The sequence below is a fragment of the Bifidobacterium sp. ESL0769 genome (assembly GCF_029395495.1).
GTDB lineage: Bacteria > Actinomycetota > Actinomycetes > Actinomycetales > Bifidobacteriaceae > Bifidobacterium.
The window spans coordinates 830,368-855,032 of record NZ_CP113918.1 but is presented as its reverse complement, the minus strand read 5'-3'; the positions used below and the strand labels follow the sequence as shown (position 1 = coordinate 855,032).

The window sequence follows — 24,665 nt, the reverse complement described above, 5'->3', positions numbered from 1 at the left end:
TCGCTAAGTTTCGCTTCGGCTTTTTATTATCGGCTGGATTGTTTGCAGCTACGATTGCCACTATTTGACGATTTTCATCATTGCGTCAACATGAATCCAGCTGCCAAGCCCAAACGAAACCGCTATGATCCCATCGATTCACTGCACGACTTGCGCGTGCCTAGGTTTGCCGTTTATGAGCTGAGCCATCGTGGGTGCCGCGCTCTGCCGAGCGGCTCGTTCGCTTTCCTCCATCAACAAATTGCTCATGTGCTCAGCGGTGGGATGTTGCTCATCGGCGACGATGCGGCCGTCGGCGAAGACGATGGCTCGGTCGGCGTAGGAGGCGGCCACCGCGTCGTGGGTGACCATCACCACGGTCTGGCCGAACTCTCGCACGGAACGTTTGAGGAAGCTCAGGACCTCGGCGCTGGAAACAGAATCGAGGTTGCCGGTCGGTTCGTCGGCGAAGACCACCTGGGGCTTGGAAATCAGGGCGCGGGCGATGGCGACGCGCTGCTGCTGGCCGCCGGAAAGTTCGTTGGGGCGGTGCTTCAAGCGCTGGGTAAGCCCGAGGGTTTCGACCAACGTGTTGAACCACTTCCTGTCGACTTTCGCACCGGCGAGCGTCAAGGGCATCAGAATGTTCTGCTCGGCGGTGAACATCGGCAGGAGGTTGAAGCTTTGGAAAATGAAGCCGATTTCATTGCGGCGCAGCATGGTCAGCTGGTTGTCGTTCATCTTGGTGATGTCCTGCCCGCCGAGAACGACCTTGCCGCTGGTCACCGAATCAAGGCCGGCGAGCGTGTGCATCATCGTGGATTTGCCGGATCCGGAAGGACCCATGATGGCGGTGAACTTGCCTTTTTCGAAACCGACGTTGACATTGCGCAGCGCGTGCACCGCGTTTTCGCCCATGCCGTAGTCCTTGACCAGATCGATGGCCTCGACCGCGAACTCCTTGTGTTGTTGCGGTTGGGCTTGGGTCTGGACGGGAGTCTGCTGCATCGGCTGCTGGGCCTGAGGCTGAACCGGCGGGAACAGCGGCGACTGCGCCGGGACCTGTTGGAATTGCTGCGGCTGTGCCGACTGCGTGGCCTGCTGATACATCGGAGGATAGGATTCCGCCAGCTGCTGCGAGTATTGCTGGGGTTGAGATGCTGCCGCCTGCTGTGAATGCTGCTGGGGTTGAGATGCCGATGGCATCCCCTGCGAATGCTGCTGCGTCTGCGGCGGGATGAAGGAAGGTGCCGGAACATCGGCATTCGGCGTGGCTGCAACGTTCGGATTGTTGTTTGCGTACACGTTACCGCTTGCATTCGCGCCGTCGCCACCGCCCAAGTTCGGGTTGATGATGCTGTGGAAATCGCTGCCGGCGTTGTTGCCGTAGATGTTGTTGGGGTTCATGTGGACTCCTTTGTTGAGGTCGCTGCTTGTCTGTTACCTCAGATTCTAAAGGAATCCGCCCGTCTCCCCCATCGTGCGTAGGAATGAATTATTACTTCTGCTGCACAATGCCAAGAAATCCATACCTCATCCTTGAGGATGATTTCCAACCGACTTACCCAAAACCCACATTAGTGCTAGAAAACCGTACATAACCAACTTTTAAAGTCCGTTTACCAGCACAAAACATGGAAACACATCGACGGTACACACTGGTGCCGGGAAACCGCACATGACGAAACCACAGATGTCGTTTACCAGCAGCAAGATAGCGATAAACCGATAAAACAGGCCCGCCTGCCAGCCCAACATCAAAAATGCAGGCGGCAGACGGGTTTCGTTGATATTTACTGAGATTACTTGGCGAGGCCGGAGGCACGCAGGGCCTCGAAGCCGCCCTTGAGATCGTCGATGATGTCGTCAATATATTCGGTGCCGATCGACAGGCGGATGGTGCCCTGGTGAATGCCCTGGCTCTCCAGCTCCTCGCGCGTCTCCTGGGCGTGGGTGGTGGAGGCCGGGTGCACGACGAGACTCTTCACGTCTGCGACGTTGGCAAGCAGGCTGAAGAGGTGCAGGTTGTTGATGAAGACACGCGCCGCGTCCTTGCCGCCCTTGATGTCGAAGGTGAAAATCGAGCCGGCTCCGTTCGGGAAGTACTTCTCGTAACGCTCGTGGTCAGGGCGGCCGGGAATCGAGGGGTGCGAGACGGACTCGACTTCGGGCACGGTCTGAAGGTATTCGACCACCTTCAGCGCGTTCTGGACATGACGCTCGACGCGCAGCGACAGCGTCTCGGTGCCCTGCAGCAGGAGCCACGCGGCGAACGGGCTGATGCACGCGCCGGTGTCGCGCAGGAAGATGGCGCGGGCACGGGTGACGAAGGCCGTCTCACCGAGCGCCTCGTAGAAGTTCATACCGTGATAAGAGGGATCCGGCTCGGTCAGCGTCGGGAACTTGCCCGGCACCGCGGCCCAGTTGAAGTGTCCACCCTCGACGATGAGCCCTCCGAGCGTTGTGCCGTGGCCGCCGATGAACTTGGTGGCCGATTCCACGACGATGTCCGCGCCGTTCTCGAGCGGACGGAAGAGATACGGGGTGGCGAAGGTGTTGTCGACGAACACCGGCAGGTTGTGCTTGTGCGCAATCTTGGAGATGGCCTCGAAATCGGGCAGGTCGGCGTTCGGGTTGCCGAAGGTCTCGAAGTAGACAAGCTTGGTGTTCTCCTGAATCGCGTCCTCGAAGTTCTGCGGGTCGGCCGGGTCGACGAAGGTGGTGGTGATGCCGTCGCGCGGCAGGGTGTGGCGCATCAGGTTGAAGGTACCACCGTAGATGTGCGACGAGGAGACGATGTGGTCGCCGGTCTGGGTGATGTTGCGCAGCGCGGCCTCCACCGCCGCCGCTCCGCTGGCCAAGGCGAGCGCCGCGGTGCCGCCTTCGAGTGCGGCCATGCGCCGTTCGAACACGTCTTCGGTGGAGTTGGTGAGACGGCCGTAGATATTGCCCGGGTCCTGCAGGGCGAAACGCGCCTCGGCGTGGTCGAAGTCATGGAAGACGTAGCTGGTGGTGGCGTAAATCGGTACGGCGCGAGCGTCGGTGGCGGGGTCGGCTTCCTCCTGCCCCACGTGCAGCTGCAGGGTCTCGAAATGGTACTTCTTCGGTGTGGTCTCGTCGGTCATGTCCGGCTCCTTTATATACATGAATGCCCAATGTGGTATTTCCCGTTTTGAGCGTAAACCGAGGAAACCCACGCGGCAAGCGCGACGCTATCCCGGTAATCTATAACGGCTTGAAAACCGTTGAAATTCCAGTATTTTGCGGCAATGAGATAACCATAAAAATATAAATATTCCCGGATACAATTTTCAATATTATTTTTGACCTATTTCGAAACTGGCGATAATCCCAATCAGGACAAGGGATTATAACGATACCCACTCCCCAATCCAAACAACCCCTTCACCATCAAGTACCAGACCCCAGCGTCACTTTGCGGACGAAACGGGGCGTGTCTGTCGGTAACAAGGCTACAGTCGTTACCAGCGACGCACCGGGCATTCCCGCCCGGCGACGGACGCCGATATTATTCATAGACTTTCTGAAAGGTCATGAAATGCAAGAAGATACGACGCTCTATGAGCGCGACCCCAAATATATCCCCCGCGTTGCGGCAGTGCACGACATGTGCGGCTACGGCAAATGCTCGCTGACCGCTGCGATTCCGATTCTTTCGGCTTGCGGCTGCGACGTGTGCCCAGTGCCGACGGCCCTGTTTTCCGCACACACCAAGTTCCCGGTCTATACCTTCCACGACACCACGGATATGCTTTCGGGCTATCTTGACGCGTGGCAGAAAGTGAATGTCCAGCTTGACGGCATCTATTCTGGCTTCCTCGGTTCGGCCGAGCAGGTGGACATCATCAAGCGCATGTACCGCGAATACCCCAAGGCGCTGCGGCTGGTCGACCCCGTGATGGGCGACGGCGGGCAAATGTATCCCACTTATTCGCAGGAAATGTGCGACGCGGTCAAAACGCTTGTGGGCGGCGCTGACGTGTTGATGCCGAACCTCACGGAGGCCAGTATCCTCACCGGACGCGACTACCCCGGGCAGAACCTGAGCGATGACGAAGCAACCGATTGGGTTGGCGCGTTGCTTGACATGGGCGCGAAGAACGTCGTATTGAAGGGCATCGACCGCGGCGATGGCAAGCTGCGCAACTTTGTGGGCAGTGCGAGCGCCGGGGCTTCGGCACGCGTCGAGCTGGCACACGACAAGCTTCCCTACATGATTCACGGCACCGGCGATGCCTTCGCTTCGGCGCTGTGCGGCGCGGTGATGGCCGGCAAGACGCTCGGCGAATCGGCTCAGGTAGCCGGCGAATTTGTGCGTCACGCCATGGAATCCACGCGCAACCAGCCCGATTTCGAAGAGCGCGGCGTGAGCTTCGAGCTCAATCTCGGTGAGCTGACCGGATTGGTTGGCTGAGCGTTCGCTTTCGCATTTCAGTGACGGTTTTCGCGCTGTGATTTCGGTTTGATACCAGGATTTACCGTACGATACCCGCATAAAATCCACATAGTATCCCTGTAAGTTGGCTGCTTTTGACCTTGGCTAAATTACGGGGATATTTTTTATACCAATTCTCGGCAATTATTAGATTCATAACGGAACATATTAAATCTTGCATTACATAAATCAGTATCAACGTCCTGATTACAGACAACCAATAATTTCTGGATGTGGATGAATTTGTGGATGCTTTCGATTTCGCCCACAGGGTTCTCCGCCACTAACGTCATTACCGACGAAATTCTCCACCGCCCATACCACCATTTACGCACATACCCCAGAAACCATCCACAGCGTTAACCACAATTGCATTACAGTAAAACAGAGTTATCCCGAGAAACGCCGTAAAAAACGAAAAGGGCAATCATCCGACCACAGCACCGGTTTTTAACACGGTAAAAGCGCGAACCATGCAACACTGAAATACATGAACACACAAATTTCAGCAGTACAACAACGCCGGACGACCACCTGTTTCGGCGGCGGAACCGACATCGACGATGACATCGTCTTGAACGACACCGACCTCAACGACACCACTTCAGTTGGTCTGCTGGCAGAGCTTGAGGAAGAACTGGCCATGCCCGATCTTTCAGCCAAGCAACTCGGCAAAATCGGCGAACAATACGCCGCGGCGTGGCTCGCCCAGCTCGGTTGGCACGTTTTGGCCAGAAACTGGAGCACCCGTTTCGGCGAGCTCGATATCATCATGATGACCCCGGAGCACATCGTGGTGTTCGTCGAGGTGAAAACACGACGAACACAGCGCTATGGCAGCCCACAGGAAGCCATTACCCCACATAAACAGGCCAATCTTCATCACGCCGGCGCACTTTGGCTTGCCGGCCCCGGTAAATCCATACGACGAACCGGAATTCGTTTCGATGCCATGTCGATTCTGATGGAAGGCAACCGGCCACGGGTCCAGCACATACCGGGGGCGTTCTGATGGCCATCGGGACAGCGATGTCAGTTGGATTGGTAGGGCTCAAGGCCAATGCCATCCAGATGCAGGCCTTCATCTCGCCGGGACTGCCATATTTCTCCATCATCGGCCTGCCGGACACCTCGCTGAGCGAGGCACGCGAACGGGTGAAATCCGCCTGCCAAGCCAGTGGCTTCAGCTGGCCCGAGACACGGGTAACGGTCAACCTCTCCCCTGCTTCCCTGCCCAAACGTGGCTCGTCGCACGACTTGGCCATCGCCGTTTCCGTGCTCAGCGCGGCCGGTGTCATTCCCCACGATTGCTTGGCCGACACGGTTGTGCTCGGCGAGCTCAATCTCGACGGCTCGGTACTGCCGGTCACCGGCGTGCTTCCGATTGCACTTTACGCCCGCGAACACGGCATAGACCAGATCATCGTACCTGAGCGCAACGTCGAGGAAGCCGAACTCGTCGAAGGGCTTAACGTCATCGGCATCCGTCATCTGGGCGAGCTCATCGAGCTGATGGGCGGCGAGGCGAAATACCATATCAACGAAACTCGAATTCCCACCGACCAGACATCCAACGACGACGAGGCGAACCTTGCCCCGCCGGTCGGCGACATGGCCGAAGTCATCGGACAGGAACGCACAAAATGGGCGCTTCAAGTAGCAGCAGCCGGCGGTCATCACCTGCTGATGACAGGGCCTCCGGGCTCAGGAAAGACTATGCTCGCTTCGCGCGTGCCCGGCATTATGTGTCCGTTGAACGAGCAGGAACAACTTGAGGTCGCCTCAATCCGTTCATTGTGCGGAACCTTGCCAAATTACGGCATCAGCGATGTGCCGCCGTTCGAAGCGCCACATCACACGGCCTCCACAGCATCGCTGGTCGGCGGCGGATCGGGTATCGCCACTCCGGGAGCCATCACGCGCGCTCATCGCGGGGTGCTATTCATGGATGAAGCACCGGAATTCTCACCACGTTCGCTGCAAACCTTGCGCGAACCGTTGGAATCAGGCTATGTGGCACTTTCACGTTCCAAAGGAACGACCTACTACCCCGCCAATTTCCAGCTCATCATGGCCGCCAACCCTTGCCCTTGCGGCTACGGATATGGAGACGGTTCCCGTTGCACTTGCAAGGAAAAGGATCGTATTCGCTATTTCTCAAGGCTTTCCGGCCCTATTCTGGATCGCATCGATATTCAGGTGGAAGTGCCGCCGGTGGAGCATCTCATGACGCAAGACTCCCAGCCGCAGACCACCAGTGAGCAGATGCGGCACAAAGTCACCGAGGCTCGGCACACCGCACAGGAGCGTTTCACAGCCTATCACTGGACCTGCAACGCACAGGCATCGGGCACATGGCTTCGTGCAAACACTCCGAAAGCCGCGCTCACCCTCATCGACGAAGCGCTGGAAAACGAACGACTGAGCTTGCGCGGAGCGGATCGGGCGTTGCGCCTGGCATGGACACTTGCCGACCTAGGCGGCAAGACGACGCCGGGACATGAAGAAATGATGCAAGGCATCGCCTTGCGAACAAAGGAGTCATGATGAGCGACAGCACTGCCATTCCCTCCACAACCCCACCGCCATCCATCGATGAGGACACATTGGCCCGGGCCATTCTCACTTTCTGTATCGACAGCGCCGATGCCCTGCTGTTCGCCACCATCAAAGGGGCCGGCGATGCCATCACCGCCCTAAGCCTGATCGCCGACGAGAAGGACGGCACCCGCAACCGCAACAGACTTGACGAGGTTTTCGCCACGGGAACGGCAAAATGGGGCCGAAAAGTCAACGCACGAGGCATGGGCTCGTTCCACCACGGTCTGGAACGCTGGCGGGAACGGCTGCATCAGCTACCTTCGAGCGATAAAACCGCACTCAAAGACTTTTTCACGGTAAACGGGTCACAGTGGATCATCGGACCAACGAGCCCATATTGGCCCGCCCAACTCGACGACCTTTCCATCAGAAAAGATTGGGCCTCGCCACTGTGTCTTTGGGGCATCGGCAATCCTGCGGCTTTGGTGAGTTGCCCACAACCGTTGGCCGTCGTAGGCTCACGCGGAGCGGACGATTACGGTCGATACGTCGCTAGAACCGTCGCGAAAAAGGCTGCGGAACAAGGGCATTTAGTGGTTTCAGGAGGCGCGTTCGGCATCGATGCCGCAGCCCATTGGGGCGCCTTGGACGCCATGAGCGGCCTCGGAGAAAACGAAAGCGGACGAACCGTGGCTGTCTTCGCCGGAGGACTCAATCATATCGGCCCGGAACGCAACACGCCCCTATTCGACCGTATCAAAACCTATGGCGGGGCGCTCATCAGCGAGCTATGCCCGAACACCATCCCCGAAGCTCGGCGGTTCCTTCTTCGCAACCGCATCATCGCTGCTTTGGCTTCCACCGTGGTCGTGGCCCAGGCAAGAAGCCGCTCGGGAGCACTGAATACGGCCAATTGGGCGGCGGAACTGGGTCGCGAGGTCTACGCCGCTCCCGGCAATATCAACGTTCCGGGCAACACCGGCTGCAATTGGCTCATTCGCGATCATCGAGCGATCATCCTCACTTCGGTCAATTCCGTTAACGAAATCTGTCATCAAGGACATGCGCCAAAAGTGCTGCACATTGACGAACCTACGATAACTCCCACCAACAACGAAACGGACGAAAACCAAGCGGCAAAGCCAATATCTCGCCTATCTACCAGCACCAGAAAGGAAAACCATGGATTCATTGATCAACCGCAACGGCAACCTGATGATTCAAACACCAACCGGACAGGTGCCGCTTTGCAAGTCCCTTTGCCAAGCAGCACCGAGACTTCGCGGTCTGGTCAGGGAAACGCGGCAATGGGACAAAGCTCATCCGGCCAGCACATTTCGCAGTCGCCAGCGTCCAAGACCAAACCCACCGTTGTGCAGCAGGAGGTGCTGACTGCCATACGCCGTTGCAGGCGGCAAGGCAATGCAGCCACCCATGAAGCCATTCTGACGATGCTCAATACGCCTCGGCCCACAGGCAAACGCCAATCATCTATGCAAAACCCTGCAAATACGACCACGCAAGAAGCCACTTCATGGAGCATCAGCAAGCTGGAGAGCGAGCTCGGAGAAATGGAACTGCGTGGTCTGATTGCGCTGAAATCTGGCACAGTTCAAATTGTCATCAACAATCGCAGAAAAGCAGATAACCCATAACTTATCTGCAACCCAAGTTCAAACATATGAAAAATTCCTTCATCATCTTATTCGATGAAACACATCGAAAGAATCCACCATCACACTAAACCGTAACAACGGGTACAAATTCAATCGTCAATGACATCAATCCCGTGAATTCGAGGAAGATAGATGAAATCGAACCATACCATCATCAAAGCGGTCTCAGCACTGCCACTGGCAACGCTTCATATCGACGATCCATCCCTCTTCACCAGCGTTCTCATGCCTGGGTGCAGGAGGCAGAAATGACACACCCTCATCCTCAAGCAACGCCCGCTGACGGTCAGGTCCGCCGAACGCGAAGCCCGGTGCCAGCGATCCGTCGCGGAAAACAACGCGATGGCACGGAATCACACCCGGTTCGGGATTGGAATGCAACGCATAACCCACAAACCTCGCGTTGCGCGGGTTGCCCGCGAGCGCCGCCACCTGGCCGTACGTGGCCACCTTGCCCTCAGGAATCTTCTTGACGACATCGTAGACACGCGCATTGAATGTTCCGCTCATACTCCCATGGTACGAGTGCCCCACCCATAAGGGAAGAGCCAACCAATCCCGTTTCTGCACATGCTCTTGCTGGCCTTGTGCCATAATCGGGGGTATGAGTCCAGAGCAAGTTGAAGACATGTACGATGCGGTGATTATCGGCGCGGGGGCGGCCGGATTGTCGGCGGCACTGGGGATTTTACGAACCGATGCGATCAAGGAAATGAAGGCGGAAGGCCGCAGCCCGAAGCTTTTGATCATCTCTAAACTGCAGGCTTTGCGTTCGCATACCGGTTCCGCTGAGGGCGGCATCGCGGCAAGCCTCGGCAACATCGAACACGACGACTGGCACTGGCATTATTACGACACCGTCAAGGGCGGCGATTGGCTGGCCGACCAAGACGCGGTCAAGATACTGGCACAATACGCCCCGCAGACCGTGGTCAACCTCGAACGCAGCGGTGTGGCGTTTTCACGCACCGATGACGGGCATATCGCCCAGCGCAAATTTGGCGGGCACACCAAGGATTACGGCAAGGCGCCAATAAAACGGGCGGCGTATGCTGCCGACCGTATCGGTCATCAGATTCTTTACGCGCTGTGGCAGCAGTGCATTGGCAAAGGTGTGCAGTTCGCCGAGGAATGGTACGTCACCGATCTTGTATTGGACGAGGGCAAAGACAAGGCCTGCGGCGTGGTCGCGTTTGATACCCACACCGGCAAAACGCATGCCATCGCCTCCCATAACGTTCTGATGGCGACGGGCGGCGCCGGACGCTTATTCCACACGACTTCGAACTCCTGGGATCTGACCGGCGACGGCATGGCTTTGGCCCTGAAGGCCGGTCTGCAGCTTGAGGATTCGGAATTCGTGCAGTTCCACCCCACCGGGCTGGCACACACCGGTATCCTGCTTTCCGAGGCTTCGCGAGGCGAAGGCGGTATCCTTCGCAACGCCGACGGCGAGGCGTTTATGGCACGATATGCCCCGGAACACAAGGACTTGGCGGCACGCGACGTGGTCAGCCGTTCCATCATGGCCGAAGTCGACGCCGGCCGCGGCGTGGCCGATCCCAAGGACCCGAACGGCCCCAAGGATTGCGTCTGGCTGGATATGACCGGAATCGACAAGGCACACATGCAGGAAGTGCTGCCCCAAGTGGTCGAGACGATCCATGATTATGCAGGGCTCGACCCGAGCAAGGATTGGGTGGCGGTGAAACCCACGGCGCATTACACCATGGGCGGCATCCCCATCACCACCGACGGCGAAGTCTATCGTTGGGAAGACGGCAAACGCCATATCGTGCGAGGGCTTTATGCGGCTGGCGAGTGCTCCTGTGTCAGCGTCCATGGCGCGAACCGTTTGGGCGGCAACAGTCTGCTCGACGCCTGCCTCTTCGGCACGCGTGCGGGCGAATCCATGGCACAAAGCATCGTCAAGGAGATTCCCGAGATCGACGAACAATCTTCAGATGCCGAAAGTCAGAATGCCACACAATTGGCTGCGGATAAGCGCCGACAGTCGGTCAAAACCTTATTGGCCTCACCCACGGATGACAACGCCGCCGAAACCGATAACAATATCAGCAGCGTTGAAACATCGACCAAGCCTGGTGCCGATCAAAGCGATTCATCGTCCGCAAGCGACGCAACCAGCAACAAGCCGGATGCCACCAACGACAACCCCTACCAGCTGCTGGCCGACCTTGGCACGACCATGGAACGCGCAGTCGCAGTGAGATGTGATGCCAACAGTATCTCAAAAGCCCAGCAGACCATTACCGACGAACTGCTGCCCCGCGCCAAGGCCCTGCATACCCATTCGGACACCACGGCTTTCAACCAGGAACTCACGGCGATATGGGAGGTCAACAACCTCATCGAGCTGGCACAGGCGATGCTCGACGCTTCGGTCGTACGGCATGAATCCCGCGGGGCATTCGCCCGCACCGATTTCCCGGAACGCGATGACGAACATTTCCTCAACCATTCCATGGCCGACGCCAGCGGCAAAGTGTCTTGGCAGCCGGTTCATATCGTTGACATGCCGCCGAAATCACGCGCATATTAAAGTCGATTTAGGAAAACAACATTTCAAAAAGACTGTCAGCACAACAGAATTGTGTTCGTAACAAATAGGCTACGATTCATAGTAAATGGGTGACACATCAGGCCACGGTTTGTGGCAGACTGACAGACGAAAGCAGACAACGAAGGCAGTGGCAATGAGTGAAGATGCAATGCGCGGCATGAATGTGACCATACGAATCCAGCGGTTCACACCGGCACCGGAACGCGAACATGCCCGCCGTCACTCTTCCAGCCCATTCGGAAGCAAGGCGCGAGGCGGCAGTCCGTTCGGTTCCTCACCATCACGTCGCCGCATCCGCGGCAAACATTTCATCCAGGATTACAGCATCGAAGCGTTGCCCAGCCAGACCGTCCTCGACTGCCTGCTCAACATCAAACGCAACATCGACCCGACATTGGCGTTCCGCTATTCCTGCGGCCACGGCATCTGTGGCTCCGACGCCGTATCCATCAATGGCACACCGACACTGCTATGCACCGCCAAAATCGAGGACTATGTCAAAGTAGAATCGAATCCGGCTGGCGATACAAAGGCACCAGCAAACGAAGGATTCCGCTCGACCGGAACTACGGAAAATACAGTCGACAATACTCACACCAAAACCGATGCCAAAACGATTTCCGAGAACAATAATGCCTCGCATGTGGGCTCCAATCCCGCTGATTCCAACGATTCCAGCTATGCCAACAACCTCAGTAATTCCAGCAATTCCAATAACCTCGGCAATTCCAACAGACTCAACGACTCTTCTGAAAGTCAGCACACCACACCCACTCCTACCGTCATCGAAATCGCGCCTCTTCCCGGTTTCCCGGTTCTGCGGGACCTCATCGTCGACATCGACCAGATGATGAACCAGATCAAAAAGCTTGAGCCCTATCTGAAGGCGGACGGCAAGCTGGCCACCACCAAAGACGGCAAAATCGACATGTTCGAATACTTGCAAAAGCCCGAAGAACTCAAGCATTACGAATTGCTGAGCAACTGCATCTCGTGCGGCGTATGCGAAGGCAGCTGCCCGGTCTACGCCGGCGGCGAGGCGTTCATCGGCCCGGCAACACTCATCGCCTCTTCACGGTTCATCAACGATTCGCGTGATAACGCCACCAACAAACGTCTTGATGCCATCGCCACCGCAGACGGCATCACCGCCTGTCAGTCAGTTCGTGCCTGCAGCCGTGAGTGCCCCCGCGGCATCGATGTCGGCGAAGAAATGTGGAAACTAACCGAACGTGTTAAGAATCATCAGAAGTGATACCATTTTCCAATCAATCCTTCAATAACCGTGTCAAAAAGCCATTTTGGTGATTGCTCGCCGTATTATGAAAACCAGTAATCGGCAGCCGCAATACGCGGGTAGATAGCACAAATGCAGGGTGGAAGATGAACAAAACGACATACACGAATATGGCCAAGGTTTGGGAAATGGCGGAGACCCATGCGCTGAGCCTCGAAAGCGACGTGCTACGCAAGGCCCGCGCCGACGCCGAAAAAGCCAAACTTCCGCAAAGCTCTGCGGCACAGGCCAATCTGCTGCGTTTCATCACCCGCACACTCAACGCGACCTCCATCATCAGCGTCGGCACGGGCTCGATCGTTGAAGCAATGCAATTGGTTGAAGGCCTGGGCGGCGCCGGGCAGCTGACGGCCGTGGATTCCTCAGCTCGTGGCATCACGATGATCCGCAGCCTTTTCGCCGATATTTCCGATTCTGTCGACAACCGCACCACGCTTCGCGCCGTCAACACCTCCCCGACCGTTTTCCTGCCGCGACTGAACGCTGGCACCTACGACCTCATCGTCGTCTCCGGCGTCGCCTCGAACTACGTACCTTCCTTCGTCGAAGCGGCGAACCTTCTGAAAGTCGGGGGCCGCATCATCTTCACCGATATGTCGGGCCTCGCCTACCCCAGAGACGGCAAGGCGGAAGCCATGCGCGCATTGCTCACCAACGTCGAGGACGACGAACGTTTCGAACAGGCACTGACACCGACGGGCACCGGCATGCTGATTGCCGTGAAACGCTGATATTGCGACTTATTTCGTCATTCCGCCGATTGCCAGCCGAACGGCTTCCTCGGGATCATCGGTGAACTGAACCTTTTTCAAATCTTCCTTCGAGATGAGTCCGCGGTCGAGCATCGGCCCCTGCACCCAGTCGAACAGACCCTTCCAATACTGCGTGTCGAACAGCACCACCGGCTTGGGTGAGGTCTTGCCGGTCTGCACCAGCGTCAGAATCTCGAACATCTCGTCAAGCGTGCCAAACCCGCCCGGGCAGACGATCAGCGCCGAGGAATACTTGACGAACATCATCTTGCGCACGAAGAAGTAGCGGAAATTCATCCCGAGGTTGACCCACTGATTGAGCCCTTCCTCGTGAGGCAGTTCGATGCCAAGCCCCACCGAAACTCCACCGGCCTCGGCAGCCCCGCGGTTCGCGGCCTCCATAATGCCGGGCCCGCCGCCGGTGATGACGGTAATCCCGTTTTGCGCGGCCATTTCGCCCATACGCATGGCCTGATGGTATTCCGGCTCCTCTTCTTTCACCCGTGCCGAGCCGAACACACACAGTGCCCGCCCCAAGTCCGCGAGCGCGTCGAAGCCCTCCACAAATTCAGATTGGATACGCAGCACGCGCCAAGGATCACCATGCCGCCAATCCTTGCCGCCATGGGCTTTTGACACACGTCCGGCGGTTCCAGAAGCTCTCCCGTTAACGATTTGACCAGTCCCAGCGTTCTCAGATGCGACATCGTTCTCGCTCGAGCCGTTGCTTCCATCTGTATCGATGTTGTCGTCGCCTTCGTTGTCGTCGCCCTGGAACGAAAGCAACGCCTGGTCCGGGGTCTGCTCGGGAATCATCGACCCGCGCATCAGCACCGATCCGCTGCGGTGAGTCTCCCACGAACGAATGTCTCCTGCAGAATCGACCTGATTACTGGTATTCCCGACATTGCTGACCGCACTACCAATCACGCCTTTGTCGTCATTTTCTCCGTCACCATTTCCGGCCACCTGTCCGCTGTTCGCACCTACGGTATTATCTGTTTCGCCCATCGTCATTATTTCTCCCGACTCATATGCCGAATCCCGCTTCCGACCCACTGGACGCAACACAAATACGATTCCGTCCAAGATGCTATTGTCTAAGCAGGAGAAGGCTTTAATACTGCCATTGAAGCAGGAAGGGACGCCAAATGAGCGGCAAGGGGCTGAATATCACTGCCCGAAGTCGGGTTTAGCCAGCCAGTAGTTTGTCGAGATCTCTCACAAGTTGCGCATTGCCACCAGCCTCGTGCATGTCACGACTCATCGCCTTGATACGTTCGGCGGTATCCTTGCTGGACATGACTTTCGTTGCGGCGTCATAAAGCGATTGTGCGGAAATCGAACGCTTATCGAGGCTCAAGCCCAGGCCAAGTTCCGCAAGCCTCGCGGCGACCGCAGGCTGGTCGTCCGCCATCGGTACCGCCACCAGCGGCACTCCGTAGTATAGAGCTTCGTTGACGCTGTTCATACCACCATGGGTCAGAAACACCGAGGCCTTGCACAACACGGAAAGCTGTTCCACCGATTTGTAGATATGAATATTGTCCGGGATCTCGCCGAGTTTGTCGCGCTGGAAATTATGGCCGGCAGAAAGGATAACCGTGACATCCTTACCGCCGAACGCACCGACAACAGCACGATAGAACGGCAGGAACGTATTGAAGATAGTGCCTAGCGAAGCATAGATAATCGGCTTGCCTCCGGCTCGCTCCAGTACCGATGCCAAATCAGCGCTTGGCTTCTGGTCTTCTCTCCCGTCCAACGAGGGGCCAATGAACCGGTACCGTTCGGCTGGGAAGGAATCTCCATCGATCTGGAACGAACGCGAAGTATACGTGTAAGTCAGCGTCGGCGGGTTATCAACCATCTCACTGACGAAATCCTTGGTCTCCATCAATCCCCTGCGCCGCGTGCTTGACGACATCAGGCGTAGGAACTTCTCGCTGCGCAGCACCGAAGTCAAGTGGAAGCCTCTGCTCGCTCCGGCGAGTCGGTTGAGGATGTCGCGGTTGTAGCAGAACGTCGAATAGAGACGAATCGACGGAAGCCCCAACTTGTCCGCCAAGGCCTTGCCGGAAACCAACAGACCTTCGTATAAAAACGCATCGAAATGAGACTCGCGGCCAATCCGCAACACCGTATTATCGGCCTTTTCAGGTGCCTGGATCGTGTGTTCGAACTTGCCGGGGTTGGCGGAATAGTAATCGTACGGCACGAACGTCGCCCCGGATTGCCGAACCTGTTGTTCCCATCGCGGGTCACAGATATAGGTGACATCCCACCCATCGGCGACCAGCGCACGCACGGTAGCCAGCGTCGGATTGATATGCCCCTGATACGGCATGCACGCCATCAGCAGTTTGTCGCGGGCATTCTGCTTCGCTTCCAACTTTTCGTCACCTACGACAGGGTTTTCCGATTCACACATGTGTAATCTTTCTTGTTTCATTGCCCCAACATTGTCAGCTACAACTTCTTCATCGTAGCATTACCAGACTGGCCAACCATCATAATCCCAAATTAAAACATTATGAATCTTTGTTTTCCGCGATACTTTCCATCACTTGACTTGGCCTCCTCATTACTGTCACATTCACGAATTTCGAACTATTCCGAAACCTGTATCAAGATTATTGAATTATCGATGTCAAAGCATATGGAACTTCGTTGATTATCAAGTATCAAAGACTATTCATGCCGGCCTTGTACCAGAGGACGGCTATGTTGACGCGTTCTCGAGCGTCGAGCTTGGCGAGAATGCGGCTTACCGTCTTTTTGACAGAATCAGGCTGGATGCTGAGACGTTCGGCGATTTCGGCATTGGTCAAGCCCTCGCTTACCAACGAAGCGACTTCAAGTTCACGTCTGCCGAGCGTCGCAAATCGTTCGCGCAGCTCGCCTTGTTCAGCTGTGGCGTTTACCTTCGGAATCCCGCGTTTGATTACTTCGCCGGTAATGCGCGGTGTGAGAATCGCGTCGCCTTCATAGACCGAATGAATGGCACGACACAAATCGGCCGTATGCACATCTTTTAGAAGGAAACCGGAAGCACCTGCGCCCAACGCTCCGAAGGCGTAATCATCCTGGTCATAGGTGGTCAGCATCAGAATCTTGATATTCGGATACTGCTGCTTGATGGCGGCGGTCGCGTCTATGCCATCCATGACCGGCATCCGCACATCCATCAGCATTACATCAGGCAATGGCTTATTGACCAAGCTCAACGAAGCAAGCATATCAATCGCCGCCTGTCCGTTTTCCGCTTGGCCGATCACCCGAAGCTCGCGGTCTTTCGCGACCATCAGCGCGAATCCCATTCTGGCCGGTCGCTGGTCGTCGACAATCATGACGCTAATCATCTCTGTTCACCACCTTGCGATTGCTTGTTGGCGGAACCCATCAACGAAGGGATGTACGCCTTCACCGTCCAACCATCAGTATCCGGTCCAGCGGCAAACGTGCCGCCCACCTGTTCGATGCCTTTCTTAAGCCTCGTCAATCCTGTGCCGTCGCCATACTCGCCTGACTTTGCCTCAATTTTGCCGTTTTCTCTGCCAGATTCGGATAGACCTCTTCCATTTTGGCCGGATTTATCAATTGGTTTTCCATTATCCCGCACGGTAATGGCAATGCCGCCTTGCCCGTCATGATCCCAGGAGACAACGATTCTATCGACACCCTGCCCATGCCGAATGGCGTTGGTAATGGATTCACGAGTGATTGTAAAACTCAAATCCGCCTGCTGCGGGTCCTGCGGCCGACGTCCGGTTTCCGTCAAGACCGTAGTGATGCCGATTTGTCGGGAATGGTCGAGAACGGGATTGATATCATCCCAGTCATGAAGTCGACCGAGGGGAAACGCTTTATAAGTGCCGCTTTCTTGGCTAAGATCGCCGTTCTGCCTATTGCCGTTATCCTGACCAATATTTTCGTTTCGTTTAATATCAAACTTTTCAGCGGCTTTATCGGCCTCGGAACCTTGAAACCGAGCATTTTCAGCAATTCCAACATTCCGTTCGGCACCCTGAGGATTCTCCTCACCCGCATCTTCGTCACTATTAGCATGACTATCAGGCTGCAGCGCCTTTACAGCGGTTCTCGTATCCGTAAGCCCTTGCCTAGCCAAATCGTTAATCATATTGATAGCATCGTTCATTTCGGGCTTGTCGCTCACGCCTTCCAAGCCTTCGGAAAGGGCGATGATGGCGGTCAAATCGTGACCGACACTGTCGTGGAGTTCCGCTGCTATACGCGACTGCTTCATGGCCTTATCGCGTTGGACTGTCAATTTTTCGCCACGTTCCTGCTCGTTAAGCAATGCGCGCTCAGATTGGCGACGCTCCCTATAGCTCCGCACCATCACCCCAGAAACGACAAACACGACATAAAGCAGAACGAATGGGTACAAAAAGTTGGTCAATCCGGCATCCTGGCGCCAGACAGTCGCCAAAGCCACGCTGACCGATCCCAGCAATCCAGCAGCAACCAGCGCGCATATCCGCAACGGCAGGCTCTCGATTCCCGTCACAGCAAAATACAAGGCAATCGCCCATGGCAACGACAGATAGCTGAATGCCGAACCGTAAAGTACCGAAACCAGCAGGAACAAAGCCGTTTCCAGCAACAACATACTCAGCGGCCGACGACGGCAGAACCATATCCCGATCACCGCCACGATGACGATAAGGACGAATACCGGCAATGCCCATGCGCTAGCTGTCATCGCCGACCGCAACGTCGGATTCGCAATGTTGGGAACCAATAGCAGACGAGTCACAATCACGGTCTCGTACAAGGCGCAGAGCACGGCCAAGACGTGGGCACCATTCATCCGGCCCCAAGCCTGTCTCATTTGATCTGTCAATTTCGCCACACTCATATCGTTCCCTTCCATCGACTGCCGTTTCATTCCGCCCGTTTTGTTCGTTGCTCCTGTTCTATCCGTGCCATCCATTCCATTATGGCGAATTTGGCGTATAACTTTGGATTTCATCAGACGGCCTTACGCGTGAGCCTGCGGAAAATTATCCCGCCGACAACGACCCAGAACGCGGCCATCAGCGTTGCCGTCATGATGGAGCCGACCAACGCGATATTGCCAAGATCACGGGCGGCCGAAGCGCCGGTGACCAGCGAGAAGGGATAAGCCAGCGTCAACGACGGAACAATAAGCGAAAGCACGCATCCGAACAAGGTGAGCACCAAAACCACACTCATGGTGCCGGCAAAAGATTCGAATTTCGCCGAGATCGCCTGGGTCAAGGTCATGATCGCCCAGACCGCGAGGGTCATCGGAACGCCACGAAGCAGGAATGGGCCGACCTCACGCAAGCTGAAACCAAGTATCACCTTGCCGACTACAAGGAATTCGGTCTCGAAAACCGCGACGGTCAGCAGCGAGGCCAACAAGCCATGCAGCATCTTGCCAGCAATCGCCGTCGACGCCGTGCCGCTGGCGTTGAGACGCTGCCAGTTGCGGCCGACGTGTTCGTTGGATTCAATCTGAGAGGCGAACGCCGCGACCAAAATCGGCATGAACACCATACTCGGCAACAGGATGGCCTGGCCCCAGACCGCCGCCCATGTCACGCTTTGGGCTTCAAAATCCTTGCGATAGTCGACATACTGGCTCCACCCATTGAACATACCGATAAGGTCAAAGAGCACCGTCGCAATCCAGTACCATAAGTTTCCCGCCTTACGAATCTCCCAATGAAGCGCCGCGGTTACGGATGGTCTGGATAGATGCTTTGTTACTTGGTTGTCGTTGGTAAATCTCGTAGGAGCCACATTGAGAGTATTTTGAACGTTATTCCTCGGCCCGTTCACGGTCATTGGCTTGTTCATTATCGCATTCCCGTTCATCGCCTTGACTCCTTCGCTTTGATCATTAACACCGAAACGACCATCCAAACCGCACAAGCGACAAGGCTGGCCACCACGCAAATCCATGGATTGCCGACCATCGTCACGTTGGCATATCCGTTTGCCATTGGCTTGCTCACGAAAGGATCGGCGGCCGAACTGATGCCGGCGGGAAACAGCCAGCCAAACTGCGGCTTGCCCATTGGGATTAGTCCTGAACCAATCAAACCTGCAATGATGCCAACACCAAGACCCACGGCCTGCTTGCCGATGACCATGGAAATCAGCAATTGGACAGCCGTAACCGCCAATGAAGCGAATAATGCAACCAGTGACGGCACCGCCAGAAGCGTCGTAAAACTTCCGGCAAAGCTGAAACCTTTCGCCTTTGCAGCCAATGGAATCCACACCAAAGGAACAATGAAGCACGTCGCGAGCGCCAGCCCCGCAATCACGAACTTGGCAAGGAACCTCATCACTTCTGATTGGCCCAATGACAGCCATTTGAGGTTCATCCGCTCTCCCGTTTCCATCACTGCCAGGCGACTGGTCAGCAGCGCGGCCAGAATCGGAGCCATCAAGCTGATGAAGGTGTATGGTTCGTTGTCGGCGAGCAAAACGGTACGAAGCGCAGGGTTGCCGCCAGCTCGTTTCATGAACGCCGTTCCCGACCATGCGGAGGTCAGCAATGCCATGCCCGCCGCCATCCACCAGAACGATGACCCTTTAAGCTTGCGTAATTCCATGCGGATTGCGATGAATAAGAGTATGCCGCTTTTCTTGCTGGTTGTGTTTACAGGAGGCCTCGGAACCGATTGATTGCAATACGGATTGTCGTATGGGCTAAATCCCATCACGCTGGCACTCATCGCGCACCTCCCGAAACCGGCATCGAACCAATGCTGGAATATGGCCGGAATCCAGAAACATTCCGATTCGCCATAGTTGACATATTGCCGATATTCGCTGCCATCTGGGTTGTTTTGCTTCCGTATTCCATCGTCATCGATGCTTGATTGGCACGAATGTTCTGTTCACCTTGCGATTCCTGATTTTGCGGACCTTCCACCAACTCAAGAAACGCTTCTTCGAGACTTTTACGTTCGGAGGCAACGCGATAGACCGCAATATTTCTATTGACCATTTGCGAGACCAAACCGGCAATCCGGCCATCCGCACATTCCGGAATCTGCAACTCGCCTGTCTGCGGTATAAATCGATAGGCCATACCGTTTTGGCTGAGCAAATCCGCAGCGCTTTTCGGATCGGAAACACGGATATCGATATGTCCCTGTTCACGCAGATTGTCCAAAGAGCCCTGATACAGCAGACGACCGGAAGCGATGATGCCGACCACCGGCGCCATCTTCTCAATTTCGGAAAGGATGTGACTGCTGATGATGACGGTGACTCCTTCAGAAGCCGCCAGATTCATAATCATCTCGCGGACCTCAACCACAGCCTCGGCATCCAAGCCGTTCGTCGGTTCGTCGAGCAGCAACAGCTCCGGCCTTGAAATCAGGGCCATCGCAATGCCCAAGCGTTGCTTCATACCCAACGAATAGTCCTTCGCCTTCTTGTCCTCGTGGCCTTTCAGACCGACCTGAACCAAGACTTGCGTCGCTGCACAAGACGGCAAACCAAGATAATCCGCGACCATCCGGCAGTTATCCAAACCGGACAGACCGGGATAGAAGCTCGGACCTTCGATCATCGAGCCGATGCGCCCCGGCTGGATACGGTTGTTTCCGCCGCGTTTGCCGCCAACCTGCTGCCCCAACATCCACATCTGACCGGAGGTCGGCGAGGTGAGTCCCAACAACAGTTTCATTGTGGTGGACTTCCCAGCACCGTTGGGACCAAGCAGGCCATAGACACCACCCATCGGCACTTTGAGATTCAGTCCATCCACCGCTCTGAAATCACCGTATGTCTTCACAAGGTTCTGGGTAGCCACAGCCAGTTTCGGCTGCGTTCCAGATTGCCTATGATTCCCATAACCATCGACGTTCATCATTCCGCCTTTCTAGGTAAGTACTTCGTGTACTTCCTATACAAGACGCGACGACTTGCAGCCGCAACGAAAAACGGAAAACTGTACCCCTAGGTAGACATAGCAGTATGAAAATTGGGCTATAGATCACACGGGATACGAAACAACCTCAAAGACGATTACAGACACACATTCTGACCTATAACCCCAATTTGGCCTATATCCCCACTTCCTCTTCCACTTCTTGATATTGGAGTCTTGGGTTACAGATTTAGCGTGGTCGACAACTTTCTTGAGTTGGTCACGGATGGATTTTGCCAGGAAATCGAAAAAATCTACGGAACCTTGCGATTCCGCGGATTAATCTGTGCGCACGGCAGGATTCGAACCTGTAACCTGCTGATCCGTAGTCAGCTGCTCTAATCCATTGGGCTACGTGCGCAGTGTCAAGAACCTTGTTTTTGACAACTCATCTAATATAACGTAAGTGCCCGATTCACGCAACCATAGGCGTGTCGCGTGGACGCATCCATTGGTTGCACAAAGTAATACATATACTTAGTCGAACGCACGTATCTTGCCACGTCTCGGCGAGCGGCCGGCCGAAGCCGACGAAACCACCATCTTCGGCACGCCTTCGCCGCTGACGGCGGAAGCGTCGACGATGACCTGCTCAACATCATTCATCTCCGGCAGCTGGAACATGGTCTCCTCCAGCGTCTTCTCGATGATGGAGCGTAGCCCACGGGCTCCGGTGCCTTCCCGAATGGCCTTGGCTGCAATCGCGGCAATGGCTTCATCGGTGAACGAAAGCTTGACCCCATCGACGGCGAAAAGTTTACGGTATTGCTTGACCAGCGCGTTCGCCGGGCGAACGAGAATATCGCGCAAATCCTGCTCAGTGAGTTCGTCGAGCACACTCACGACCGGCAACCTGCCAATAAACTCCGGCAACAAGCCAAAATCGCCCAAATCATCGGCATCAACCTGGCGCAGCAAATCGGCTTTGCTTTCATCATGTTCGTGCAAAGTCGCGGTGAAGCCGCTTTCCTGCGCTCCGAGCCGCTTGCGCACGATGCTGTCGAGACCGACGAACGCACCACCACAAATGAAGAGAATATCGCGCGTGTCCATCTTGACCGTGTTCTGGTCACGATGCTTGCGCGTGCCCTCGCCTTCCAATGGCACCGAAGCGATGGTGCCTTCGAGTATCTTCAGCAGCGCCTGTTGCACGCCTTCCCCACTCACATCGCGGGTCAGCGAGGTACTTTCACCACTTTTACGCGCAATCTTGTCGATCTCGTCTATATAGACGATGCCATGCTGGGCGCGATCCACATCACCGTCGGCGGCCTGCAGAAGCCGTTGCAGCACACTCTCCACATCGTCGCCAATGTAGCCGGCCTCGGTCAGCGTAGTGGCGTCGACGATGACGAACGGCACGTTCATCACACGCGCCAGCGTCTGGGCCAAGTAGGTCTTGCCAACGCCGGTGGGCCCAAGCAGCAGAATGTTGGATTTGGCCACCTGTACATCAGCCAGAGGGTCCCTGCAGCTTTTACCGGAACGCTTGGCAGAACCCGACTTGCCGTTCCCAGCAGCACCGGACTTGCGTGCCGCGCCCGACGTGGCAGCTGCCTTGCCCATACCCGCTCCGGCTGCACGACCGCCCTCGCCCATCTCCATGTTGACACGCTTGTAATGGTTGTAGACAGCCACCGAAAGGGTACGCTTGGCCTGCGGCTGTCCGACGACGTACTGGTCGAGGTAGGCGTAGATTTCGGAAGGTTTGGGCAGGTTCAGCGCGTTAATCTTGACGTCTTTGTCGTTGTCGTCCCTGATGAGCTCGACGCATTGGGCGATGCATTCGTCACAGATCGCCGCGCCCTGGCCGGTGACCAGTTTGCGCACCTGACGTTCGCTTTTGCCGCAAAAACCGCAGTGTGGGACGGAGTCGTTATAATCCACCACGTCGCCCATGCCTTCTCCTTACCGCGTCATGCGCTTTCAACCTGGCCTTTATTCAGACCGTTCACTCGCCGTTCTCTTCTACGACGACATCCGATTACGACGATACCCCTCGCGTGCGAGCGCAAGGGGTATCGAATCGTTTTTGTTATAAATCTACACGGCAAATCGCGGCATAACCGCTACCGCTACCGTTAGGGCTACGGTTACTTGCGGTTGGCGAGCACTTCGTCGACCATGCCGTAATCCTTGGCCTCCTGGGCAGTCAGGAAGGTATCGACCTCGATGTCCTTACGGACACGTTCGACCGACTGACCGGTGTGCTTGGAAAGCGTCTCTTCGAGCCATTCGCGCATGCGCAGCATTTCCTTGGCCTGAATCTCGATCTCGGTGGCCTTGCCAAAGCCCTGGTCGATGGCCGGCTGATGGATGAGCACGCGGGCGTTCGGCAGCATCAGGCGCTTGCCCTTGGTACCAGCCGCGAGGATGACCGCAGCGGCCGAAGCGGCCTGGCCGAGGCAGACGGTCTGTACATCAGGCTTGATGTATTGCATCGTGTCGTAGATGGCCGTCATCGCGGTCATGGAGCCGCCGGGCGAGTTGATGTACATCATCACGTCACGATTCGGGTCCTGGCTTTCGAGCACGAGCAGCTGGGCCATGATGTCGTCGGCGGAAGTATCGTCCACCTGCACGCCCATGAAGATGATGCGGTCCTCGAACAGACGACTATACGCATCCTGCGTCTTCATGCCGTACGGCGTCTTCTCGCTGAACTGCGGCATCACATAACGGTTCTGGGGTGCAAAACCGGCCACGCCACGCGGACCCGCGAGACGCTCGGCACGAGCTACAAACTTCGCTTCTTCACTTGCCATGTTCACTCCCCGTCCTTCTTGGTGCTCATAGTGCCCGGCGTGGTCACGATCTTATCGAAGAACCCGTATTCCAACGCCTGCTGCGCGGTGAACCAATGGTCGTACTCGTTGTCTCGGTAGATCTCCTCGATCGTGTGCCCGGTCTGTTCGGCCGTGAGCTGCGAGAGGGTCTGCTTCATGTCCATGATGAGCTCGGCATTGATGCGCACGTCGGTGGCGGTACCGCCGATGCCGCCGGAAGGCTGGTGCATCAGGATGCGGGCGTGGGAAGTGGCGAAACGCTTGCCCTTGGTGCCGCTGGAGAGCAGGAACTGGCCCATGGAGGCCGCCATGCCGACGGCGACGGTGGCGACGTCAGGCTCGATAAGCTGCATGGTGTCGTAGATGGCCATGCCAGCGGTGATGGAGCCACCGGGAGAGTTGATGTAAAGCCAGATGTCCTTCTTCGGGTCTTCGGCCGCGAGCATCAGCATCTGGGCGCAGATGACGTTGGCGTTCTGATCCTTGACCTCGTCGCCAAGCCAGATGATGCGTTCCTTCAGCAACCTATTGAAAATCGGATCCGTGATGGTGGGGGCGGAATCCTCCCCTTCGTCCATCGACGGCGTAGATGTCAGCAATCCTGCCACCATATCTCCTTGATATTCACGTTTTATTACCGTTATGAATAGTA

The 24,665-nt window shown here is 56.2% G+C and carries 20 protein-coding genes and 1 tRNA gene; 7 read left to right on the top strand and 14 right to left on the bottom strand.

Annotated elements, in window-relative coordinates; translation table 11 throughout:
• Nucleotides 1–138: 138 nt before the first annotated feature.
• Both OZX72_RS03430 and OZX72_RS03425 read right to left on the bottom strand, forming a co-directional pair.
• Nucleotides 139–987 carry an ABC transporter ATP-binding protein gene (locus OZX72_RS03430; protein WP_277159351.1) on the bottom strand — a complete coding sequence of 283 codons (849 nt, stop codon included), beginning with the start codon at nt 985–987 and terminating at the stop codon, nt 139–141.
• Nucleotides 988–1,781: 794 nt separating this feature from the next.
• Entirely contained in the window at nt 1,782–3,104 is a 1,323-nt protein-coding gene (locus OZX72_RS03425) for an O-acetylhomoserine aminocarboxypropyltransferase/cysteine synthase family protein (protein WP_277159011.1), read from the bottom strand.
• Nucleotides 3,105–3,538: 434 nt separating this feature from the next.
• Here OZX72_RS03425 and OZX72_RS03420 point away from each other — a divergent pair, with 434 nt between their 5' ends.
• The 4 genes from OZX72_RS03420 to OZX72_RS03405 all read left to right on the top strand — a co-directional run bounded on the left by OZX72_RS03420 (nt 3,539) and on the right by OZX72_RS03405 (nt 8,631).
• A complete protein-coding gene (locus OZX72_RS03420; protein ID WP_277159010.1) occupies nt 3,539–4,414 on the top strand; it encodes a pyridoxamine kinase in 876 nt (291 codons plus the stop codon).
• A gap of 511 nt (nt 4,415–4,925) precedes the next feature.
• A complete protein-coding gene (locus OZX72_RS03415) occupies nt 4,926–5,447 on the top strand; it encodes a YraN family protein (protein WP_277159009.1) in 522 nt (173 codons plus the stop codon).
• Entirely contained in the window at nt 5,447–6,982 is a 1,536-nt protein-coding gene (locus tag OZX72_RS03410; RefSeq protein ID WP_277159008.1) for a YifB family Mg chelatase-like AAA ATPase, read from the top strand. Before OZX72_RS03415 ends, OZX72_RS03410 begins: the two co-directional genes overlap by 1 nt.
• The gene (locus OZX72_RS03405) at nt 6,982–8,631 is read left to right on the top strand and encodes a DNA-processing protein DprA (protein ID WP_277159007.1); all 1,650 of its coding nucleotides are present in this window, start codon (nt 6,982–6,984) and stop codon (nt 8,629–8,631) included. Before OZX72_RS03410 ends, OZX72_RS03405 begins: the two co-directional genes overlap by 1 nt.
• A 186-nt stretch (nt 8,632–8,817) precedes the next feature.
• Here the strand turns inward: OZX72_RS03405 and OZX72_RS03400 are convergent, their stop codons facing one another.
• Nucleotides 8,818–9,162 (bottom strand): MGMT family protein, encoded by a 345-nt coding sequence (locus OZX72_RS03400; protein WP_277159006.1) that lies wholly within the window; start codon nt 9,160–9,162, stop codon nt 8,818–8,820.
• Nucleotides 9,163–9,256: 94 nt separating this feature from the next.
• Between OZX72_RS03400 and OZX72_RS03395 the strand changes: the two genes are divergently transcribed.
• From OZX72_RS03395 to OZX72_RS03385, 3 genes are all read left to right on the top strand, one after another.
• A complete protein-coding gene (locus OZX72_RS03395; protein WP_277159005.1) occupies nt 9,257–11,215 on the top strand; it encodes an FAD-binding protein in 1,959 nt (652 codons plus the stop codon).
• Between the two features lie 154 nt (nt 11,216–11,369).
• Nucleotides 11,370–12,491: a 2Fe-2S iron-sulfur cluster-binding protein gene (locus OZX72_RS03390; protein ID WP_277159004.1), complete on the top strand. Its 1,122-nt coding sequence runs from the start codon at nt 11,370–11,372 to the stop codon at nt 12,489–12,491.
• A 128-nt stretch (nt 12,492–12,619) separates the two neighbouring features.
• A complete protein-coding gene (locus OZX72_RS03385) occupies nt 12,620–13,264 on the top strand; it encodes a methyltransferase (protein ID WP_277159003.1) in 645 nt (214 codons plus the stop codon).
• A gap of 9 nt (nt 13,265–13,273) precedes the next feature.
• Here the strand turns inward: OZX72_RS03385 and OZX72_RS03380 are convergent, their stop codons facing one another.
• The 11 genes from OZX72_RS03380 to OZX72_RS03330 form a co-directional block, all read right to left on the bottom strand.
• Nucleotides 13,274–14,296 (bottom strand): TIGR00730 family Rossman fold protein, encoded by a 1,023-nt coding sequence (locus OZX72_RS03380; protein ID WP_277159002.1) that lies wholly within the window; start codon nt 14,294–14,296, stop codon nt 13,274–13,276.
• Between the two features lie 181 nt (nt 14,297–14,477).
• A complete protein-coding gene (locus OZX72_RS03375) occupies nt 14,478–15,716 on the bottom strand; it encodes a macrolide family glycosyltransferase (protein WP_277159000.1) in 1,239 nt (412 codons plus the stop codon).
• 253 nt (nt 15,717–15,969) lie between these two features.
• Nucleotides 15,970–16,647 carry a response regulator transcription factor gene (locus tag OZX72_RS03370; RefSeq protein ID WP_277158999.1) on the bottom strand — a complete coding sequence of 226 codons (678 nt, stop codon included), beginning with the start codon at nt 16,645–16,647 and terminating at the stop codon, nt 15,970–15,972.
• Nucleotides 16,644–18,281, bottom strand: a complete 1,638-nt coding sequence (locus tag OZX72_RS03365) for a histidine kinase (protein WP_277158998.1) — start codon at nt 18,279–18,281, stop codon at nt 16,644–16,646. Before OZX72_RS03365 ends, OZX72_RS03370 begins: the two co-directional genes overlap by 4 nt.
• On the bottom strand, nt 18,281–19,153 hold the full coding sequence (locus OZX72_RS03360; RefSeq protein ID WP_277158997.1) for an ABC transporter permease: 873 nt from the start codon (nt 19,151–19,153) through the stop codon (nt 18,281–18,283). Before OZX72_RS03360 ends, OZX72_RS03365 begins: the two co-directional genes overlap by 1 nt.
• Nucleotides 19,150–20,022: an ABC transporter permease gene (locus tag OZX72_RS03355; RefSeq protein ID WP_277158996.1), complete on the bottom strand. Its 873-nt coding sequence runs from the start codon at nt 20,020–20,022 to the stop codon at nt 19,150–19,152. Before OZX72_RS03355 ends, OZX72_RS03360 begins: the two co-directional genes overlap by 4 nt.
• Nucleotides 20,019–21,170, bottom strand: a complete 1,152-nt coding sequence (locus OZX72_RS03350) for an ABC transporter ATP-binding protein (protein ID WP_277158995.1) — start codon at nt 21,168–21,170, stop codon at nt 20,019–20,021. Before OZX72_RS03350 ends, OZX72_RS03355 begins: the two co-directional genes overlap by 4 nt.
• A gap of 344 nt (nt 21,171–21,514) precedes the next feature.
• Nucleotides 21,515–21,588 (bottom strand) — tRNA-Arg (locus OZX72_RS03345).
• A gap of 116 nt (nt 21,589–21,704) precedes the next feature.
• Nucleotides 21,705–23,126, bottom strand: a complete 1,422-nt coding sequence (gene clpX, locus OZX72_RS03340; RefSeq protein ID WP_277158994.1) for an ATP-dependent Clp protease ATP-binding subunit ClpX — start codon at nt 23,124–23,126, stop codon at nt 21,705–21,707.
• A 194-nt stretch (nt 23,127–23,320) separates the two neighbouring features.
• The gene (locus tag OZX72_RS03335) at nt 23,321–23,992 is read right to left on the bottom strand and encodes an ATP-dependent Clp protease proteolytic subunit (protein WP_277158993.1); all 672 of its coding nucleotides are present in this window, start codon (nt 23,990–23,992) and stop codon (nt 23,321–23,323) included.
• 2 nt (nt 23,993–23,994) lie between these two features.
• On the bottom strand, nt 23,995–24,621 hold the full coding sequence (locus OZX72_RS03330) for an ATP-dependent Clp protease proteolytic subunit (RefSeq protein WP_277159350.1): 627 nt from the start codon (nt 24,619–24,621) through the stop codon (nt 23,995–23,997).
• Nucleotides 24,622–24,665: the final 44 nt, after the last annotated feature.

What these genes read in the sequence shown, in the direction of transcription:
- OZX72_RS03430 (WP_277159351.1), bottom strand. Translation starts at nt 987, where the DNA reads ATGCAGCAGACTCCCGTCCAGACCCAAGCCCAACCGCAACAACACAAG.
- OZX72_RS03425 (WP_277159011.1), bottom strand. Translation starts at nt 3,104, where the DNA reads ATGACCGACGAGACCACACCGAAGAAGTACCATTTCGAGACCCTGCAG.
- OZX72_RS03420 (WP_277159010.1), top strand. Translation starts at nt 3,539, where the DNA reads ATGCAAGAAGATACGACGCTCTATGAGCGCGACCCCAAATATATCCCC.
- OZX72_RS03415 (WP_277159009.1), top strand. Translation starts at nt 4,926, where the DNA reads ATGAACACACAAATTTCAGCAGTACAACAACGCCGGACGACCACCTGT.
- OZX72_RS03410 (WP_277159008.1), top strand. Translation starts at nt 5,447, where the DNA reads ATGGCCATCGGGACAGCGATGTCAGTTGGATTGGTAGGGCTCAAGGCC.
- OZX72_RS03405 (WP_277159007.1), top strand. Translation starts at nt 6,982, where the DNA reads ATGAGCGACAGCACTGCCATTCCCTCCACAACCCCACCGCCATCCATC.
- OZX72_RS03400 (WP_277159006.1), bottom strand. Translation starts at nt 9,162, where the DNA reads ATGAGCGGAACATTCAATGCGCGTGTCTACGATGTCGTCAAGAAGATT.
- OZX72_RS03395 (WP_277159005.1), top strand. Translation starts at nt 9,257, where the DNA reads ATGAGTCCAGAGCAAGTTGAAGACATGTACGATGCGGTGATTATCGGC.
- OZX72_RS03390 (WP_277159004.1), top strand. Translation starts at nt 11,370, where the DNA reads ATGAGTGAAGATGCAATGCGCGGCATGAATGTGACCATACGAATCCAG.
- OZX72_RS03385 (WP_277159003.1), top strand. Translation starts at nt 12,620, where the DNA reads ATGAACAAAACGACATACACGAATATGGCCAAGGTTTGGGAAATGGCG.
- OZX72_RS03380 (WP_277159002.1), bottom strand. Translation starts at nt 14,296, where the DNA reads ATGGGCGAAACAGATAATACCGTAGGTGCGAACAGCGGACAGGTGGCC.
- OZX72_RS03375 (WP_277159000.1), bottom strand. Translation starts at nt 15,716, where the DNA reads ATGTGTGAATCGGAAAACCCTGTCGTAGGTGACGAAAAGTTGGAAGCG.
- OZX72_RS03370 (WP_277158999.1), bottom strand. Translation starts at nt 16,647, where the DNA reads ATGATTAGCGTCATGATTGTCGACGACCAGCGACCGGCCAGAATGGGA.
- OZX72_RS03365 (WP_277158998.1), bottom strand. Translation starts at nt 18,281, where the DNA reads ATGAAATCCAAAGTTATACGCCAAATTCGCCATAATGGAATGGATGGC.
- OZX72_RS03360 (WP_277158997.1), bottom strand. Translation starts at nt 19,153, where the DNA reads ATGAACGGGAATGCGATAATGAACAAGCCAATGACCGTGAACGGGCCG.
- OZX72_RS03355 (WP_277158996.1), bottom strand. Translation starts at nt 20,022, where the DNA reads ATGAGTGCCAGCGTGATGGGATTTAGCCCATACGACAATCCGTATTGC.
- OZX72_RS03350 (WP_277158995.1), bottom strand. Translation starts at nt 21,170, where the DNA reads ATGATGAACGTCGATGGTTATGGGAATCATAGGCAATCTGGAACGCAG.
- clpX (WP_277158994.1), bottom strand. Translation starts at nt 23,126, where the DNA reads ATGGGCGACGTGGTGGATTATAACGACTCCGTCCCACACTGCGGTTTT.
- OZX72_RS03335 (WP_277158993.1), bottom strand. Translation starts at nt 23,992, where the DNA reads ATGGCAAGTGAAGAAGCGAAGTTTGTAGCTCGTGCCGAGCGTCTCGCG.